We start from the raw sequence: 15,800 nt of genomic DNA on the forward strand, positions 1-15,800 counted from the left end.
TCGGGTTCCGCCCCTCCGCCGTATGTCGCGTGCCGGGTACGGCCTACGGCTCGAACTTGTAGCCGAGACCGCGCACCGTGACGAGGAACCTCGGCGCCCCGGGGTCCGGCTCGATCTTGGCGCGGAGGCGCTTCACGTGGACGTCGAGCGTCTTGGTGTCGCCCACGTAGTCGGCGCCCCAGACCCGGTCGATCAGCTGCATACGGGTCAGCACGCGGCCCGCGTTGCGCAGCAGCATCTCCAGGAGGTCGAACTCCTTGAGCGGCAGGTCGACCTTGCCGCCGCCCACCGTCACCACGTGACGGTCGACGTCCATGCGGACGGGCCCGGCCTCCAGGGCCTGCGGCGCGACCTCCTCCGGCTCGCCGTGGCGGCGCAGGACGGCCCTGATACGGGCGACAAGCTCGCGCGAGGAGAACGGCTTGGTGACGTAGTCATCGGCTCCTATTTCGAGCCCGACGACCTTGTCGATCTCGCTGTCCTTGGCGGTCACCATGATCACCGGAACGTTGGAGCGGCCGCGCAGCTGGCGGCAGACCTCGGTGCCGGGCAGGCCCGGCAGCATCAGGTCGAGCAGGACGAGGTCGGCGCCGTTGCGCTCGAACTCGTCGAGGCCGTCGGGTCCCGTGGCCGCGATGGCGACCTCGAAACCCTCCTTGCGGAGCATGTAGGACAGGGCGTCGGAGAAGGACTCCTCGTCCTCTACGACAAGCACTCGGGTCACGGAAGGACCTCCGGGGCGGCAGGAGTGGCAGGAAGGGATGCGTATGCGGTTGTGTTGTCGGGCCCGTGTGCGTCGTCTTCGTCGCGTACGTCTCCGGGGCCACTGGTGCGGGATGTCTTGGGGGAACGTGAGGCGCGGGTCGCGGCCGCCTCGGGCAGCCGCAGCGTGAAGGTGGAGCCCTGTCCCTCGGAGCTCCACACGGTCACCTCCCCGCCGTGCGAGGCCGCCACGTGCTTGACGATGGCGAGGCCGAGGCCCGTGCCGCCGGTCGCGCGTGAGCGGGCCGGGTCGACGCGGTAGAAGCGCTCGAAGACGCGCTCCTTGTCCTTCTCCGAGATGCCGATGCCCTGGTCGGTGACGGCTATCTCGATGCGGTCGCCGCCGCCCGCCGAGACGCGGCGGGCGGCTATGCCCACGCGCGTACGGGCCGGCGAGTAGTTGACGGCGTTCTCGACGAGGTTGCCGAGGGCTGCGGCGAGCTGGCCCCGGTTTCCCCATACGCGCAGGTCGGCGGTGCCCCCGGCGGCCATCGTGATCTGCTTGCTCGCGGCGGGCTGGCGGCAGCGGTCGATGGCCTCGGCGACGAGTTCGTCGACGCGCACCGGCTCGGAGTCCTCCAGCGGATCATCGTTCTGCACCCGTGAGAGGTCGATGAGCTCCTGTACGAGGCTGGTGAGCCGGGTCGCCTCGTTCTGCATGCGTCCCGCGAACCGCTCGACGGCCTCGGGGTCGTCGGAGGCGTCCATCACGGCTTCCGACAGCAGCGACAGGGCGCCGACCGGCGTCTTCAGCTCGTGGCTCACGTTGGCGACGAAGTCGCGGCGTACGGCCTCGATGCGCCGGGCCTCGGTGAGGTCCTCGACGAGCAGCAGCACGAGCCGGGAGCCGAGCGGGGCGACGCGGGCGGACACGGCGAGCGCGTCGCCGCGCCCCGTGCCGCGGCGCGGCAGATCCAGCTCGACCTGGCGTATCTCCCCGTCGCGCCGGGTGTCGCGGGCCATCTGCAGCATCGGTTCGACCGCGAGCTTCCCGCCGCGTACGAGACCGAGGGCGTACGCCGCCGAGCTGGCCTTGACCACGCTGTCCGCCTCGTCGAGGACGACGGCGGAGGAGCGGAGCACGGAGAGCACGGTGTCGACGCCGGGCGGAAGGACCGGGTCCGTGTGCAGGGAGGTGCGGGTGGGGCGTTTCTGGTCGCGTTCGCTCCAGCGAAACGCCAGCATGGCGATGACACCGGTGCACACTCCGGCGATCGCTGCCGCTGCGGCGACCGCCGCGTTCACGTCCATGTCTTCAGGTTATGCGGCACCGGCCGCTCCTCCACAGCCATCCGAGTGGTCGCTCGAACACTCGTCGCCCAGAGTTCACCTTGGGTACGGGGTCGATTCACTTGTGGTGCCGGATTCGGACGCGTACAGGACGGAACGTGGGAGCGTGGGGCCAACCGGGTCCCATACGTAGCCAGGTACAGAGAGGGAACGCCGCATGCGTGACGCGTACCACGAGGAACTTGACTCGATCGGCGAGGGCCTGGTCGAGATGGCCCGCCTTGTCGGGTCGGCGATCGGGCGCGCCACCACGGCCATGCTCGACGCCGACCTGAAGCTCGCCGAGTCCGTGATCGCCGCCGACCAGAAGGTGGACGATCTGCAGCACGACCTGGAGGCGCGGGCCATAGCCCTGCTGGCCCGCCAGCAGCCGGTGGCGACGGACCTCCGTATCGTCGTCACCTCGCTCCGCATGAGCGCGGACCTGGAGCGCAGCGGCGACCTCGCCCAGCACGTGGCGAAGCTGGCCCGCCTCCGCTTCCCGGAGCGGGCGGTCCCCCACGACCTGCACGCCACGATCCTGGAGATGGGCCAGCTCGCCCAGCGCCTCATGGCGAAGGCGGCCGAGGTCATCATCACCAAGGACGTCGACCTGGCGATGCAGCTGGAGCAGGACGACGACGAGATGGACCTGCTGCACCGCACGCTCTTCCAGCACCTGATGGACGAGAAGTGGAAGCACGGCATCGAGACGGCGGTCGACGTGACGCTGCTCGGCCGCTACTACGAGCGCTTCGCGGACCACGCGGTGTCGGTGGCCAAGCGGGTCGTCTACCTGGTGACGGGTGAGCACGCGGACGAGGTGCAGGCGTCGACGGCGGCGCCGGCCGAGACCGCCTGACACCTTCCGTCGCTTCTACGCGACCGGGGCCCCGCACGGATGTGTGCGGGGCCCCGTTCGTCGATCTCGGCGGCTGGGGTCAGCAGCTGCCCCCGCACTTGCACGGAGCGCCCGACTGGCAGCCGCAGCCGCAGCCCGAGCCGCATCCGCAGGCTCCGAGCAGCACCAACTTCGGTACGGACCGGCCCACTTCGACCGGTACTTCGGGGGACGGGTTCGGCTTCGGGGAGTCGGCGGCCATGGTGTTCCCTCCTCGACGGGGCTCCGCGGTGGAGTCCTTCCCCCATTGCATGCCCATTCGGGCGGGCGCATCAACGGCGCACGCGAGCGCGGCAGTTGCTGCGTAGGCTGCCGCCATGCCCCAAGTGATCGTCCTCAACGGCGGCTCCAGCTCAGGCAAGTCGACCATCGCCCGCGAACTCCAGACACTGCTCCTGCCCTCGCCGTGGCTGACCCTCAGCGTGGACACTCTCATCCAGGCACTGCCGCCGTCCGGCGCGGGCATCGAGTTCGCTGCCGACGGCTCGATCACCGTGGGGCCCGCCTTCCGCCGCATCGAGGACGCGTGGATGCGGGGCGTCGCGGCGATGGCAGCGGCCGGCGCACCCGTGATCATCGACGAGGTCTTCCTGGGCGGCCCCCACTCCCAGAACCGCTGGAGCAAGGCCCTGACCGGCCTCGACGTCCTCTGGGTGGGCGTCCACTGCGACGCGCGGGTCGCGGCTGCCCGGGAGGCGGCCCGGCCCGACCGCACCCCCGGAATGGCCTCCTCCCAGGCAACCCTGGTGCACGAGGGCGTCACCTACGACCTGACGGTGAACACGACGGGGACGGGGGCGGCGGAGTGCGCGGGGGAGATCGCGGGGCATGCGGGGTGAACACCGACGAGCGGCCGCTCCTCTTCCTCGACGTGGACGGCCCACTGCTCCCGTTCGGCGCGACGGCCGACGCCGCCCCCGGCCCCGTACAGGACGGCAACCCGCTGCTCGCCCGGCTCGACCCGACCGTCGGGACCCGCCTGTTGGCGCTCGGCTGTGAGCTGGTGTGGGCGACCACCTGGGGACACGAGGCGAACGAGGTCGTCGCGCCGCTCATCGGCCTGCCGCCACCCCTGCCCGTGCTGGAATGGCCCGCCCACACCCCTGCGGACGGCCCGCACGGCCTGCACTGGAAGACCCGCCCGATCGTCGCGTGGGCGGGCAGCCGGCCGTTCATCTGGGTCGACGACGAGATCGGCCCGATGGACCGGCAGTGGGTCGAGGCACAGCACCCGGCTCCGGCCCTGCTGCACCGGGTCGACCCGTCCCAGGGCCTCACCGAAGCGGACTTCTCCGTACTGGCTCAGTGGCTCCGCGAGACAGCGCCCTGAGGAGCTCCGACACTCAACCGCATCCTGCACTCGTCGTCGGCCGTCACTCGCACCGGCATCCCCCAGTGCGCGCTCAGCCGCTGCCCCACCTCGACGAGACGCCGGCGCTCCTCGGGGGTGTACGCGGGGTACGTCGCGGTCCCGCGATCGGCGATCTGGTTGCCCAACTCGCTGAACAGGATGGTCCGGTAGCGCCGCTCCTCTTCCTCGCTGAGCGGGGCGGGAGCGTCGTCACCTGGGAGCACACGCACGTTGTAGAGATCACGGGCCATACGCCGACACTACGGCTCCAACTGCGGCCTCAGCACTTCCTCTTCAGCACGTTGTAGAAGTCGTCGGCGAACTCGTCCCTCGACTCCTCCGACGCGTACGTCGGGATACTGATGGGGTGCTGCGGGTCGTGTGCGCGGTAGGCCTCGCAGTACTCGTGGCGCTCGGCCTTGGTGCTCTCGTACCAAGCGCCCTCCCCTTCCGACCTGGTGGGTCGCAGCTCGGGCTTCTCCTGTGCACACGCCGAGAGCGGAGCGGCGGCCAGGACCACCACCGCGACGAGAACGGGTATGCGTCTCATGAGTCCTCCACGGCATCGGGACCACGAGCTTAGGGGCCCGCCCCGCGGTCGCCGCCGGCCCCAGGGAGGTTCCAGCGCATGAAAATGCCTCCCACCCGCGCCATTCGCGCAGGTGGGAGGCATGATCGCGGAAGCTACTTCTTCTTGCCCTGGTTCTTGACCGCCTCGATGGCCGCCTTCGCCGCGTCGGGGTCCAGGTACGTGCCGCCCGGCTTCACCGGCTTGAAGTCGGCGTCGAGCTCGTACGAGAGCGGGATGCCGGTCGGGATGTTCAGGCCCGCGATGTCGGCGTCGGAGATGCCGTCGAGGTGCTTGACCAGGGCGCGGAGGCTGTTGCCGTGGGCCGCGACCAGGACCGTCTTGCCCGTGAGGAGGTCCGGGACGATGCCGTCGAACCAGTACGGGAGCATGCGGACGACGACGTCCTTCAGGCACTCCGTCTGCGGACGCAGCTCCGGCGGGAGCGTCGCGTAGCGCGGGTCGGAGAACTGCGAGTACTCCGCGTCACGGTCCAGGGCCGGCGGCGGGGTGTCGTACGAGCGGCGCCACAGCATGAACTGCTCCTCGCCGAACTCGGCGAGCGTCTGCGCCTTGTCCTTGCCCTGGAGGGCGCCGTAGTGGCGCTCGTTCAGGCGCCAGCTGCGGTGGACCGGGATCCAGTGGCGGTCGGCCGCCTCCAGGGACAGCTGCGCGGTGCGGATCGCGCGCTTCTGGAGCGACGTGTGGACCACGTCGGGGAGCAGGCCGGCGTCCTTGAGCAGCTCACCGCCGCGGACCGCCTCCTTCTCGCCCTTCTCGTTCAGGTTGACGTCCACCCATCCGGTGAACAGGTTCTTCGCGTTCCACTCGCTCTCGCCGTGGCGGAGGAGGATCAGCTTGTACGGTGCGTCGGCCATGGGGCCGAGCCTAATCGACCGGTCCGGCGGCCGCCGATTGACGGTCCCCGTCAATTGAGTGGCCCACACCGATACCCGGCGCGTAAGTTACGTAAACCTTCTGCACTGCTTACATCGGCCCCGGGGGATGCACCCATGTCAGTCGCCTCGCTCAGACGTGCCGCCACGGAGTCCGTCTCCGGGCTGCCGCGTGAATTCTGGTGGCTGTGGACCAGCACCCTGGTCAACCGGCTCGGGAATTTCGTTCTGACGTTCCTTGCCCTGTACCTGACCGCCTCGCGCGGGTTCTCCGCCGCGTACGCCGGTCTCGTCGCCTCGCTGATCGGGCTCGGCGGCGTCATCGCCTCCGTGCTCGGCGGGGTCCTCGCCGACCGGCTCGGTCGGCGGCCCACCCTGCTCGGCGCGCAGCTCGCCACCTCGGCGACGGTCGCCGCGCTCGCCTTCGTGCGCGACCCGGCGTGGATCGCGGTCACCGGCTTCGCCCTCGGCCTCGCGTCGAACGCCTCGCGGCCCGCGATCCAGGCGATGATGGCCGACATCGTGCGCCCCGAGGACCGCGTGCGGGCGTTCTCGCTCAACTACTGGGCGATCAACCTGGGGTTCGCCGTCTCGTCCGTGTACGCCGGCTTCCTGGTCGCGCAGAGCTACACGCTGGGCTTTCTCGTCGAGGCCGGGATGACGCTGGCCTGCGCGTGCGTCGTCTTCGTGAAGGTGAAGGAGTCGCGGCCGACGAAGACAGTGGTGACCGGCGCCCCGTCCAGCCCGGTGGTCACCATGGGGACCGTGCTGCGCGACGGGCGCTTCATGCTGATGGTGGGGCTGTCCTTCCTGGTCGCCGTCGTGTTCACCCAGAGTTCGGTGGGGCTGCCGATCGTCATGGGCGAGAACGGGCTGAGCAGTTCGGACGTCGGGCTCGTCGCCGCCGTGAACGGTGTCGTGATCGTCGCGTTGCAGATCCCGCTGACCCGGTACATCGAACGCCGGGACCCGGGCCGCCTGTTGACGGTCTCGTCACTGCTCATCGGCTACGGCTTCGCGCTGACCGCCCTCGCCGGATCGCTCGCCGCGTACGCGCTCACGGTCGTGGTGTGGACACTCGGCGAGATGATCAACGCGCCTACGCAGTCGGGGCTCGTGGCCCGGCTCTCCCCCGCCGAAGGACGCGGCCGCTACCAGGGCGTCTACACCATGTCGTGGTCCGCGGCGGCCCTCGTCGCCCCGCTCGCGGGCGGCTGGGTGATCGACACGGCGGGCGCCGGATGGCTGTGGGCGGGGTGCGCGGCGCTCGGCACGGTGACCGCGTTCGGATACTGGGCGTTGATGCGGGGGCTGCCCGACGCGGCGGCTTCCGGGCCCGTCGCCGCGGCGCCCGTCAAGGCCGAGAACAGCCCCGCTTGACCGGGCAGTTCGGCGGGTACGTGACCGTACATGGCCGAACCCCCAAGGACCTCCTCCAGAACTGACGAACCGCCCAGAACGCTGGTGGGCGGCGTCGAGGTCGACGTCCCCAACAGCATCCCGTCGATCCGCGCCGCGCTCGACCCGAAGCGCCGCGTCGAGTTCGACAAGGCGATCAACGCGGCGGGGGTCGGCGAGATCCACGCCGTCATGCGGCACTGGATGCTGGAGGCGGTCCCCGACCCGGAGGCCGACGCGATCCTGGCCCGGCTCGCCCGCGACGAGGCGGAGAGGCGGGGCCCGGCTTGAGCCGCAGACGCAGGCGCGGCGCCTGCCGCGTCGCCTTCGCACCGCCCGCCGACGACACCCTCGCCAAGATGGCCAACCCGGACGCCTTCCGCGCCGAAATGGCCCGCACCCTGTCCCACGACCCGTACGGCCACGGTTCGACGACGGTGTGCGGCGAACGCGACCGCCGCGAGGCGACGGTCGGCGGGGCGATAGTCCTCTACTACGTCTCCGGATCGGTGCTGACCGTGACGGTGGTCCGGATGGTCGCGCTCAACTAGGGCTCGGCTAGGGCTCGACTAGGGCCCAACCAGCGGTCAACCAGCGGTCGAAGAAAGCTATTTCGTGGGGCGCTGGGTCAGATGCGTGAACGCGTCCAGGTTGCGCGTCGACTCGCCGCGCGACACCCGCCACTCGTACTCCTTGCGGATCGCGCTCGCGAAGCCGAGTTCGAGGAGCGTGTTGAAAGAGCCGTCCGCCGCTTCGAGGACCGAGCCGAGGAGGCGGTCCAGTTCGTCGGGGGTGACGGCGGCGAGCGGGAGCTTCCCGGTGAGGTAGATGTCGCCGAGCTGGTCGACCGCGTAACTCACGCCGTACAGGCGGAGATTGCGCTCCAGGAGCCAGCGGTGCACCCCGGCCTCGTTCTCGTCCGGGTGCCGGATCACGAAGGCGTTGAGCGAGAGGCTGTGCCGGCCCACGCGCAGCGAGAGCGTCGTGGAGAGCTTGCGGGTGCCGGGGAGCTTCACGACGTACGAGCCCGCCTGAGGGCTCTCCCACTCCAGCTCGGCGTCCTTCAGCGTGGACTCGATGACGTCGTGTGCCTGTCGCTGGTCAGCCATGGTGCGAGGGTACGACACGGCGTCGGGCCTGCATCGCCGCCGTGTAGACGTCCGCCGTGGCGGAGGCCGCCGTGTCCCAGCCGAAGGAGAGGGCGTGGCGGGCGGCCGCGTCGCCCATGGTGTCGACCAGGTGGGGGTGGTCGGCGAAGTCGCGGAGCACGCGCGCGTAGCGGGCGGGTTCGTGGCCGTCGACCAGGAAGCCGGTCTGTTCGTTCCGTACGGCTACGGGGAGGCCGCCCACGGACGCGGCGATCACCGGCGTACCGGCGGCCTGGGCCTCTATGGCGACGAGGCCGAAGGACTCGTTGTAGGACGGCATGACCAGGACGGAGGCCGCGCGGAACCAGTCCGCGAGCGCCTCCTGGCCGACCGGCGGCTGGAAGCGGACCACGTCCGCGATGCCGAGCCGCGCGGCGAGCTTCTGGAGGGCCGCCGGCTTGGCGAGGCCGCTGCCGCTGGGACCGCCGACCACCGGGACGACGATGCGGGAACGCAGCTCCGGGCGCTCGTCGAGGAGGACGGCGACGGCCTTGAGGAGGATGTCCGGGGCCTTGAGGGGCTGGATGCGGCCCGCGAAGAGGGGGACCAGGGCGTCCTGGGGCAGGCCGAGGCGCGCGCGGGCCGCCGCCCTGCCGTCGGCGGGGCGGAAGCGCTCCAGGTTCACGCCGGGGTGCACGACGGCGACGCTGCCGGGGTCGGCCTCGTAGTGGCGGACCAGCTCGTCGGCCTCCTCCGCCGTGTTCGCGATGAGGCGGTCCGCGGCGCGCACGATCTGGGTCTCGCCGATGACGCGGGCGGCCGGTTCGGGGGTGTCCCCCTCGGCGAGCGCCGCGTTCTTGACCTTGGCCATGGTGTGCATGGCGTGCACCAGGGGCGCGCCCCAGCGCTCGGCGGCCAGCCAGCCGACCTGCCCGGACAGCCAGTAGTGCGAGTGGACGAGGTCGTAATAGCCGGGGCGGTGGCCCGCCCACGCCTGCATGACGCCGTGCGTGAAGGCACAGAGCTGGGCGGGCAGGTCCTCCTTGGCGAGTCCTTCGTAGGGGCCCGCGTCCACATGCCGTACGAGGACGCCCGGTGTCAGCTCGACCTCGGGCGGCAGTCCGCCGGAGGTGGCCCGCGTGAAGATCTCGACCTCTATGTTGATCGCCGCGAGGCGCTTGGCGAGCTCGACTATGTAGACGTTCATGCCGCCCGCGTCACCCGTGCCGGGCTGGTGGAGGGGCGAGGTGTGCACGCTGAGCATCGCGACGCGGCGGGGGCGGCGATGCGCACCGGGGAACCGCAGCAGGGCCGGAGCAGCCCCGGAGCGGCGGAACCTGGTCACGTACTGGCTCACGTGGCGGGCCCTCCTTGGTGGGCTTACTGCGGGCACGACGACCGGAGGGCCCAGGCCCTCTTCCAAGGTGGCAACGCCGGATTCGGCTGCTCCATTTCCACTTTGCCGAATCATTACCGTACGGGTCTCAACCAAAGTCGTGATCCACCTGGCGGATGCCGGCGCATACCCTCTTCACCATGAGCCCGCGTCCCCCTTCTCGCCCCGTGGGAACCGTGACGCGAGGCACCACCAACCCGAACCGGCTGCGCCGCATGGACCGCTGGATCGCCGCCGTGCACGGCGCCGCACTGCGCCGCGCCGACGACCCGGTGGCGGTCGACCTCGGCTATGGCGCGGCGCCCTGGACCGCGGTGGAACTGCTGACCCGGCTGCGCGGAGCGGCTCCGCACGCGCGCGTGGTCGGCATCGAGATCGAACCGGCCCGGGTCGCCGCCGCGAAACCGTACGAGCGCGACGGGCTCACCTTCCGGCACGGCGGCTTCGAGGTGCCGCTCGCCGCTCCCCCGCTCCTGATCCGCGCCGCGAACGTGCTGCGTCAGTACGACGAGGAGCAGGTCGCCGCGGTGTGGGAGCGGCTGTGCGCGCGGCTCGCACCGGACGGCCTCCTCGTGGAGGGCACCTGCGACGAGATCGGGCGCCGGCACGTGTGGGTGGCGCTCGGCCCCGAAGGCCCGCGCACCGTGACCCTCGCGACCCGGCTCGGCTCCCTGGTCACCCCGTCCGACCTGGCCGAGCGCCTCCCCAAGGCGCTGATCCACCGCAATGTCCCCGGCGAGCCGGTGCACGCCTTCCTGCGCGACTTCGACCGGGCGTGGGCCTCGGCCGCGCCCTACGCCTCGTACGGCGCGCGGCAGCGCTGGATCCGGGCGGTGCGGGAGCTCTCGGCGGACTGGCCGGTGGTGGACAGGCCGGGGCGCTGGCGGCAGGGTGAAGTGACCGTGACGTGGGAGGCGTTGGCGCCGCGGCGGGTTTCGGCGGGCGGTTGAGGCGCGGCGGAATTCGAGGGAACGATCTCGGGGCCTCGTTCGTCGAACGGTGCGGGGCAGTTGCCACACCGCGTCGGGGTCTGTCGGATTCGGGGCGCGCATGGCACCATCCCCGGAGCGCTCGACTTACTGACGGTCCATCAGGTTTGTCTTTGCTGTGGGGGCGGAGCAGATGAGCAAGCGGAGCACGACGACGGTGGCGGCCCTGGCGCTCGTGTGCGCGGTGACCGTACTGACGCCGACGGGACTGGCGTACGCGGAGCCGTCCCCCTCCCCGTCACCGTCGAGTTCCCCCGGGGTCAAGGACCTTGAGTCGGTCCGCAAGAAGATCGACAAGCTGTACCACCGGGCGGCGGTCGCCACCGACGAGTACAACGCGGCGGAGGAGAAGGCGGCCGACCAGTCCGACCAGATCGTGAAGCTGGCCCGGAAGATCGCCGCGGGCCAGCAGGAGCTCGACGCCCTCAAGGGCCGGGCGGGCGCGGCGGCCCGCGAGCAGTACCGCAACGGCGGAATCTCCCAGGAGACCCAGTTCATGCTCGCCGGCGACCCGAGCCGCTTCCTCGACAACGCGGGCCGCGCCTACCAGGGCCAGCAGGCCACGCGGAACCTGATGTCCCGCCTCACCAGGACCCAGGACGAGTTGGAGGCGTACGCGGACGCCGCCGCCGACAAGTGGAAGGCGCTGGACGAGGGGCGCAAGAAGAAGGCCGCCGCGAAGGAGCGGATCGAGAAGCAGATCAAGGCGGCGCAGAAGATCGAGGACAAGCTCGCCAAGAAGGAGCGCGAGCAGCTGCGGCAGCTGGAGGAGGCGGCCGAGCAGAAGGCGCAGACGGAATGGCTCTCCTCGGGCGTCCTGAAGGAGATCGACGGCAAGGCGTCGGCGGCCGGCAAGAAGGCCGTGCGCTACGCGTCCGAGCAGCTGGGCAAGCCGTACGTGTGGGGCGCCGAGGGCCCGAAGTCGTTCGACTGCTCGGGCCTGACCTCGCAGGCGTGGGCCTCGGCGAAGCGGCCGATACCGCGTACGTCGCAGGAGCAGTGGAAGCAGCTCAAGCACATCGACATCAAGGACATGCGCCCCGGCGACCTGATCATTTACCACGACGACGCCAGCCATGTCGGGATGTACATAGGCAAGGGGGCGATCATCCACGCGCCCCGTCCGGGGCGGAACGTGACGGTCGCGGGCGCGGGTTCCATGGCGATGCTCGGGGTGGTCAGGCCCGACGCCTGAGACCCGACGCCCGAGGCCCGGTCGGCCGGGTGCCGGATATGGCCCGAGATGGGTGACGTGCCCCACGTGACCCAGGGCACGCGGAGCTCCGCGGTTCCGGCGCCCCGGCGTGACGTTCGTCATCTTCGACCCGCCCGACCAGGGACGGAACCCACTCAATTCCGGTGCGGGGGACGGCATATGACGTGGGCCCCTTGCCGCTCACCATTCCGTTCGGGCATCGGCTACCGCTAAGGTCCCCGTCGGTGGTGCGAGGACCTTCGTCCCACCGTGCCCTCGGGGGGAGGGAAGGAAACCGAAGCGATGCCCGCACCCGTACCGCGGCGGAGAGTCATCCCGGCCGTGGAAAGTGGTCAGGCTCCGGACGCGCACACCACGACCGACACGTACGACCCGCAGGACGAGCGGCAGACCACCGACCGCCCCGACGCCAACGACATACAGAGCGCCGAGCGCCGCCAGGAGACGCCGACCGACGACACCGCTCACGAGCCGGCACCCGCCGAGCGTGACGCGACCGGTCTGACGATCCTGGTCATAGAGGACGACCCGGCGGGCTCCCTCAGCATCCCCGAGGTGCCCGACGCCGCGGGCAAGCCGATCCGCGTGCGCACCGCGCGCAACCTCACCGAGGCCGAGCGGCTGCTCACCGACGACGTCAGCTGCATCCTGCTGGACCTCGCGCTGCCCGGCGCGAAGCCCGACAGGTCGGAGCCTGAGCACCACGACGAGCTGGGGACGCTGCGGCACCTGCTGCGCCTGGCCCCGCGCCGGGCCGTGCTCGCCCTGACCACCTCGGGCGACGCCGAGCGCGGCGCGGAGGCGGTCCGCGTGGGCGCGCAGGACTACCTGTTCCGCGACGAGCTGGACTCCCGGCTGCTCGGCCGGGCCATCCGTTACGCGGTCGAGCGCAAGCGCGCCGACATCGCGCAGCAGGGGCTCACCGAGTCCCGGATCCGCGCGCAGGAGAACGCCCGCCTTGAGCGCGGCCTGCTGCCGACCCCGCTGCTCGACGGTTCGACGCTGCGCTTCGCCTCCCGCTACCGTCCGGGCCGCTCGCGCGCGCTGCTCGGCGGCGACTTCTACGACGTGGTGCGCACGCCCGACGGCACGGTCCACGCGATGATCGGCGACGTCTGCGGGCACGGCCCCGACGAGGCGGCGCTCGGCGTCGAACTGCGGATCGCCTGGCGGGCGTTGACGTTCGCGGGGCTGTGCGGGGACGAGCTGCTCTCCACGCTCCAGCAGGTCCTGGAGCACGAGCGCCCGGACGACGAGATCTTCGCGACGCTGTGCACGGTCGACATCTCGCCGGACGGCCGGCGCGCGGGCCTGTGCCTGGCGGGCCACCCGTCACCGCTGATCGCGAGCCCCGGCCGCCCCGCGGTCCTGCTCCCCTACGAGAACAACGGCCCGGCCCTCGGACTGCTGCCGAAGGCCCGGTGGCCGCGCATGCAGGTCGAGTTGGGGTCCTCGTGGAGCCTGATGCTCTACACGGACGGCCTGATCGAGGGCCGGATCGGCCAGGGCAGGCAGCGGCTCGGCCAGGAGGGGATGGTGGAGATGATCCGCCGCCAGCGGGAGCAGGGCCTCACCGGCGAGGGGCTGCTCGAGGCCGCGATGAACGAGGTGCGCGATCTCAACGGGGGCGATCTGACGGACGACGTGGCGGTACTGCTGCTCGACCGGTGAGCCCAACCCCCGGCCGCCGGCCCATTGGCCTCGCGGCCGGGCCCGAACGGGTCGGTCAGCGGCCGCCGTTGTACGGACCGTACGGCCCGTCACTGCTGGAGCCGCGGCCCTTGCGGCCCCCGCCGCCACCGCTGATCTGCTTGACGGCGGGCCGCACGTCCACCATGTACACGATGGTCGCGATGAGCCCGATGATCGGCAGGAACGACAGGATCGGGAACAGCAGGTTCACGACGAACGCGATCCCGAGGATGATCAGCCAGAACGGCTTTGTCTTCTTGTCGGCCGCGCGGTAGGCGTCCTCACGCCGGATGGCGGCGTCGACGAGCGCGAAGCCGCTGAAGATGATCAACGCCATGCTCAGCAGCCACATCACATTGGCGAACCCCTGCATCAGCACAACGCCACCACCCGAATCTGCTCAAGTCTGCTCAAGGGACCTTCCGACCACGGCCACGGTACCCGGACAACGGGCCGGACACTCCACAAGTGCCCGGCCCGTCGGCGTAGGGCCTACTTGGCGGGCGGCGTGGAGCCGGAGCCCGTCTTCTTGGCCGCGGGGGCCGTCTTCTTCGCGGTGGTCTTCTTGGCCGCGGTCTTCTTGGCGGCGCCGGACTTGTCCGCGTCGGCGGCCGGCGTCTCCTTGGACTCGGGCTTCGGCTCGTCGGCCGACTCGGGCTCCACGGCCACGGCCAGCTCGTTGATCTCCTCGGCGGCCTCGCCGCGCCACGCCTTCACGGCCTCCTCGCCGTGCTCGGCGACCTTCTCGTACGTCTCGCGCGCCTTGACGGCGGCCTCGGCGGCGTAGCCGACGCCGCGCAGCGCGAACTCCTGGGCGCTCTCGCCGAACTTCTTCAGGTCGGCGTCGAGGGTGCCGACGATCTCGTTCACCTTCGCCGTGAGAGTGGCCTGCGCCTCCTTGGCGCGGGTGGTCGCCTTGTCCTGCACATCCTTGGGGTCGGTCTGCCGCACGGACTCGAAGCGGGCGGGCGCCTCGCTCCGCAGCTGCTCGACGATCCCCGGCACCTTCTTGGCCTGCTGGTACGCCAGCTCGGCGGTGCCGGCGGCGAAGTAGAGCGGGGTCGGGTCGGTGAGGGTCTTGCGCAGGTCGTCCTTGATGGCCATGGCGTGGTCCTCCCGGATCACATCAACTGCTGCTTGAGGGCTCGGCATCGCCGCCGTCGGGCTCGCCGCTGTCGGGCTCACCACTGTCCGGCTCGCCGTCGCTGTCGCCGTTCTCGTGCCTGAAGGCGTCGTAGATCTGCAACAACACCTGCTTCTGACGCTCGTTGAGCAGCGGGTCGGCGAGGATGACGGCGCGCGTCTCCACCTCGGTCCGCTCGCGCTCGGCGTCGAGAATGCCGGCGTGCACGTACAACGTCTCCGCGGAGATCCGCAGCGCCTTGGCGACCTGCTGCAGAACTTCCGCGCTCGGCTTGCGCAGCCCGCGCTCGATCTGACTCAGGTACGGGTTGGACACTCCGGCGGCGTCGGCAAGCTGACGGAGCGACAACTGCGCGTTGCGACGCTGCTCGCGCAGATATTCGCCGAGACTTCCGACGTTGAGCGATGCCATACGTCGATGGTGCCGCATCCTTGCTAACTTTTGCAAGCACCTGCTTGCAAAAGTGTTCCACGCGACACCGGGTCGGCGGAGACACTCACCCGTAATCCCGCCCGACCCCCTCCCCCAACAGCCGAAACCCTTCCTCAGCGGTGCTCAGGGCCACCGCCTCCAACTCATCGGCGGACTCGCCGGCCACGATCCGCCGCACGTTCTCCTCGGCGAGGATGCGCTGCGTGGCCACGATCTGCCCGGCGGCGATCCGCGCCCGCACCGCGGGCCCGCCCAGCGCCTCCGCGAGTGCCCGCTCGGACCGCTCCTGATACCCGTACAACCGCGCCACCAGTTGCGGCGTCCCGTACAACATCCGCTGATACGCGAGCACCGCCGGGTGGTCGCACAGCCCGGTCACCGGATCCCGCCGCCGCAGCCCCTCCAGAAAATGCCGCCGCAACGCCCCGAGCGGCGCCTCCCCGTCCTCCCGGCCCGCGACGACCCGCGCCGCCTCGTCCTCGTGATCCGCGAACTGATGGAGAACAAGATCCTCCTTGGCCGCGAAATACCGGAACAGCGTCGGCTTCGACACCTCAGCGGCGGCCGCGACCTCGGCCACGGACACGTTGTCGTACCCCTTCTCCATGAACAGCCGAACGGCGGTCTCGGAGAGGGTCTGCCGGGTCCGCCGCTTTTTCAGTTCGCGGAGGCCGGGGGCGGGGTCGGTCATGGGGAGG

The 15,800-nt window shown here is 70.9% G+C and carries 20 protein-coding genes; 9 read left to right on the forward strand and 11 right to left on the reverse strand.

Features of this window, described 5'->3' with window-relative positions; translation table 11 throughout:
* Window positions 1-43: 43 nt before the first annotated feature.
* Window positions 44-724, reverse strand: a complete 681-nt coding sequence (locus tag ACOKM3_RS20395; RefSeq protein WP_266712540.1) for a response regulator transcription factor — start codon at window positions 722-724, stop codon at window positions 44-46.
* The gene (locus tag ACOKM3_RS20400) at window positions 721-2,013 is read right to left on the reverse strand and encodes a sensor histidine kinase (RefSeq protein WP_426902394.1); all 1,293 of its coding nucleotides are present in this window, start codon (window positions 2,011-2,013) and stop codon (window positions 721-723) included. Before ACOKM3_RS20400 ends, ACOKM3_RS20395 begins: the two co-directional genes overlap by 4 nt.
* 196 nt (window positions 2,014-2,209) lie before the next feature.
* Here ACOKM3_RS20400 and phoU point away from each other — a divergent pair, with 196 nt between their 5' ends.
* The 3 genes from phoU (at window position 2,210) to ACOKM3_RS20415 (ending at window position 4,262) form a co-directional block, all read left to right on the forward strand.
* Window positions 2,210-2,893 (forward strand): phosphate signaling complex protein PhoU, encoded by a 684-nt coding sequence (gene phoU / locus ACOKM3_RS20405; RefSeq protein ID WP_426902396.1) that lies wholly within the window; start codon window positions 2,210-2,212, stop codon window positions 2,891-2,893.
* A 356-nt stretch (window positions 2,894-3,249) separates the two neighbouring features.
* Window positions 3,250-3,771 carry a chloramphenicol phosphotransferase CPT family protein gene (locus ACOKM3_RS20410; protein ID WP_426902398.1) on the forward strand — a complete coding sequence of 174 codons (522 nt, stop codon included), beginning with the start codon at window positions 3,250-3,252 and terminating at the stop codon, window positions 3,769-3,771.
* Window positions 3,768-4,262 (forward strand): HAD domain-containing protein, encoded by a 495-nt coding sequence (locus ACOKM3_RS20415; protein ID WP_426902399.1) that lies wholly within the window; start codon window positions 3,768-3,770, stop codon window positions 4,260-4,262. The genes ACOKM3_RS20410 and ACOKM3_RS20415 overlap by 4 nt, the downstream gene beginning before the upstream one ends.
* Here ACOKM3_RS20415 and ACOKM3_RS20420 read toward each other — a convergent pair.
* From ACOKM3_RS20420 to ACOKM3_RS20430, 3 genes are all read right to left on the reverse strand, one after another.
* The gene (locus ACOKM3_RS20420) at window positions 4,235-4,534 is read right to left on the reverse strand and encodes a hypothetical protein (RefSeq protein ID WP_426902401.1); all 300 of its coding nucleotides are present in this window, start codon (window positions 4,532-4,534) and stop codon (window positions 4,235-4,237) included. The two genes, ACOKM3_RS20415 and ACOKM3_RS20420, sit on opposite strands and share 28 nt — an antisense overlap.
* Window positions 4,535-4,563: 29 nt before the next feature.
* The gene (locus ACOKM3_RS20425; protein ID WP_426902403.1) at window positions 4,564-4,833 is read right to left on the reverse strand and encodes a hypothetical protein; all 270 of its coding nucleotides are present in this window, start codon (window positions 4,831-4,833) and stop codon (window positions 4,564-4,566) included.
* 134 nt (window positions 4,834-4,967) lie between these two features.
* On the reverse strand, window positions 4,968-5,729 hold the full coding sequence (locus ACOKM3_RS20430; RefSeq protein ID WP_426902404.1) for a phosphoglyceromutase: 762 nt from the start codon (window positions 5,727-5,729) through the stop codon (window positions 4,968-4,970).
* 135 nt (window positions 5,730-5,864) lie between these two features.
* Here ACOKM3_RS20430 and ACOKM3_RS20435 point away from each other — a divergent pair, with 135 nt between their 5' ends.
* The 3 genes from ACOKM3_RS20435 to ACOKM3_RS20445 all read left to right on the forward strand — a co-directional run bounded on the left by ACOKM3_RS20435 (window position 5,865) and on the right by ACOKM3_RS20445 (window position 7,696).
* The gene (locus ACOKM3_RS20435) at window positions 5,865-7,127 is read left to right on the forward strand and encodes an MDR family MFS transporter (RefSeq protein ID WP_426902406.1); all 1,263 of its coding nucleotides are present in this window, start codon (window positions 5,865-5,867) and stop codon (window positions 7,125-7,127) included.
* A gap of 30 nt (window positions 7,128-7,157) precedes the next feature.
* Window positions 7,158-7,436 (forward strand): hypothetical protein, encoded by a 279-nt coding sequence (locus tag ACOKM3_RS20440; protein ID WP_426902408.1) that lies wholly within the window; start codon window positions 7,158-7,160, stop codon window positions 7,434-7,436.
* A gap of 68 nt (window positions 7,437-7,504) precedes the next feature.
* On the forward strand, window positions 7,505-7,696 hold the full coding sequence (locus ACOKM3_RS20445) for a hypothetical protein (protein WP_356376001.1): 192 nt from the start codon (window positions 7,505-7,507) through the stop codon (window positions 7,694-7,696).
* A 57-nt stretch (window positions 7,697-7,753) separates the two neighbouring features.
* On the opposite strand, the gene ACOKM3_RS20450 is transcribed toward ACOKM3_RS20445, so the two are convergent.
* Window positions 7,754-8,254 (reverse strand): type III secretion system chaperone family protein, encoded by a 501-nt coding sequence (locus ACOKM3_RS20450; RefSeq protein WP_426902410.1) that lies wholly within the window; start codon window positions 8,252-8,254, stop codon window positions 7,754-7,756.
* On the reverse strand, window positions 8,247-9,590 hold the full coding sequence (gene mshA / locus ACOKM3_RS20455) for a D-inositol-3-phosphate glycosyltransferase (protein WP_426902412.1): 1,344 nt from the start codon (window positions 9,588-9,590) through the stop codon (window positions 8,247-8,249). The genes ACOKM3_RS20450 and mshA overlap by 8 nt, the downstream gene beginning before the upstream one ends.
* Window positions 9,591-9,769: 179 nt before the next feature.
* On the opposite strand from mshA, the gene ACOKM3_RS20460 reads away from it, so the two are divergent.
* From ACOKM3_RS20460 to ACOKM3_RS20470, 3 genes are all read left to right on the forward strand, one after another.
* Complete coding sequence (locus tag ACOKM3_RS20460) at window positions 9,770-10,579, forward strand: class I SAM-dependent methyltransferase (RefSeq protein WP_426902413.1); 810 nt, start codon at window positions 9,770-9,772, stop codon at window positions 10,577-10,579.
* A 172-nt stretch (window positions 10,580-10,751) separates the two neighbouring features.
* The gene (locus ACOKM3_RS20465) at window positions 10,752-11,813 is read left to right on the forward strand and encodes a C40 family peptidase (RefSeq protein ID WP_426902415.1); all 1,062 of its coding nucleotides are present in this window, start codon (window positions 10,752-10,754) and stop codon (window positions 11,811-11,813) included.
* 303 nt (window positions 11,814-12,116) lie between these two features.
* Window positions 12,117-13,505 carry a PP2C family protein-serine/threonine phosphatase gene (locus tag ACOKM3_RS20470; RefSeq protein ID WP_426902417.1) on the forward strand — a complete coding sequence of 463 codons (1,389 nt, stop codon included), beginning with the start codon at window positions 12,117-12,119 and terminating at the stop codon, window positions 13,503-13,505.
* Between the two features lie 55 nt (window positions 13,506-13,560).
* On the opposite strand, the gene ACOKM3_RS20475 is transcribed toward ACOKM3_RS20470, so the two are convergent.
* The 4 genes from ACOKM3_RS20475 to ACOKM3_RS20490 form a co-directional block, all read right to left on the reverse strand.
* The gene (locus ACOKM3_RS20475) at window positions 13,561-13,899 is read right to left on the reverse strand and encodes a DUF2516 family protein (protein WP_266712522.1); all 339 of its coding nucleotides are present in this window, start codon (window positions 13,897-13,899) and stop codon (window positions 13,561-13,563) included.
* A gap of 119 nt (window positions 13,900-14,018) precedes the next feature.
* Window positions 14,019-14,630, reverse strand: coding sequence for a hypothetical protein (locus ACOKM3_RS20480; RefSeq protein ID WP_426902419.1), 612 nt, complete (start codon window positions 14,628-14,630; stop codon window positions 14,019-14,021).
* A gap of 22 nt (window positions 14,631-14,652) precedes the next feature.
* Entirely contained in the window at window positions 14,653-15,081 is a 429-nt protein-coding gene (locus ACOKM3_RS20485; RefSeq protein WP_426902421.1) for a helix-turn-helix domain-containing protein, read from the reverse strand.
* An 85-nt stretch (window positions 15,082-15,166) separates the two neighbouring features.
* The gene (locus ACOKM3_RS20490) at window positions 15,167-15,793 is read right to left on the reverse strand and encodes a TetR/AcrR family transcriptional regulator (RefSeq protein WP_426902423.1); all 627 of its coding nucleotides are present in this window, start codon (window positions 15,791-15,793) and stop codon (window positions 15,167-15,169) included.
* Between the last annotated feature and the right edge of the window lie 7 nt (window positions 15,794-15,800).

The sequence above is a fragment of the Streptomyces nidicola genome (assembly GCF_050106155.1).
GTDB lineage: Bacteria > Actinomycetota > Actinomycetes > Streptomycetales > Streptomycetaceae > Streptomyces.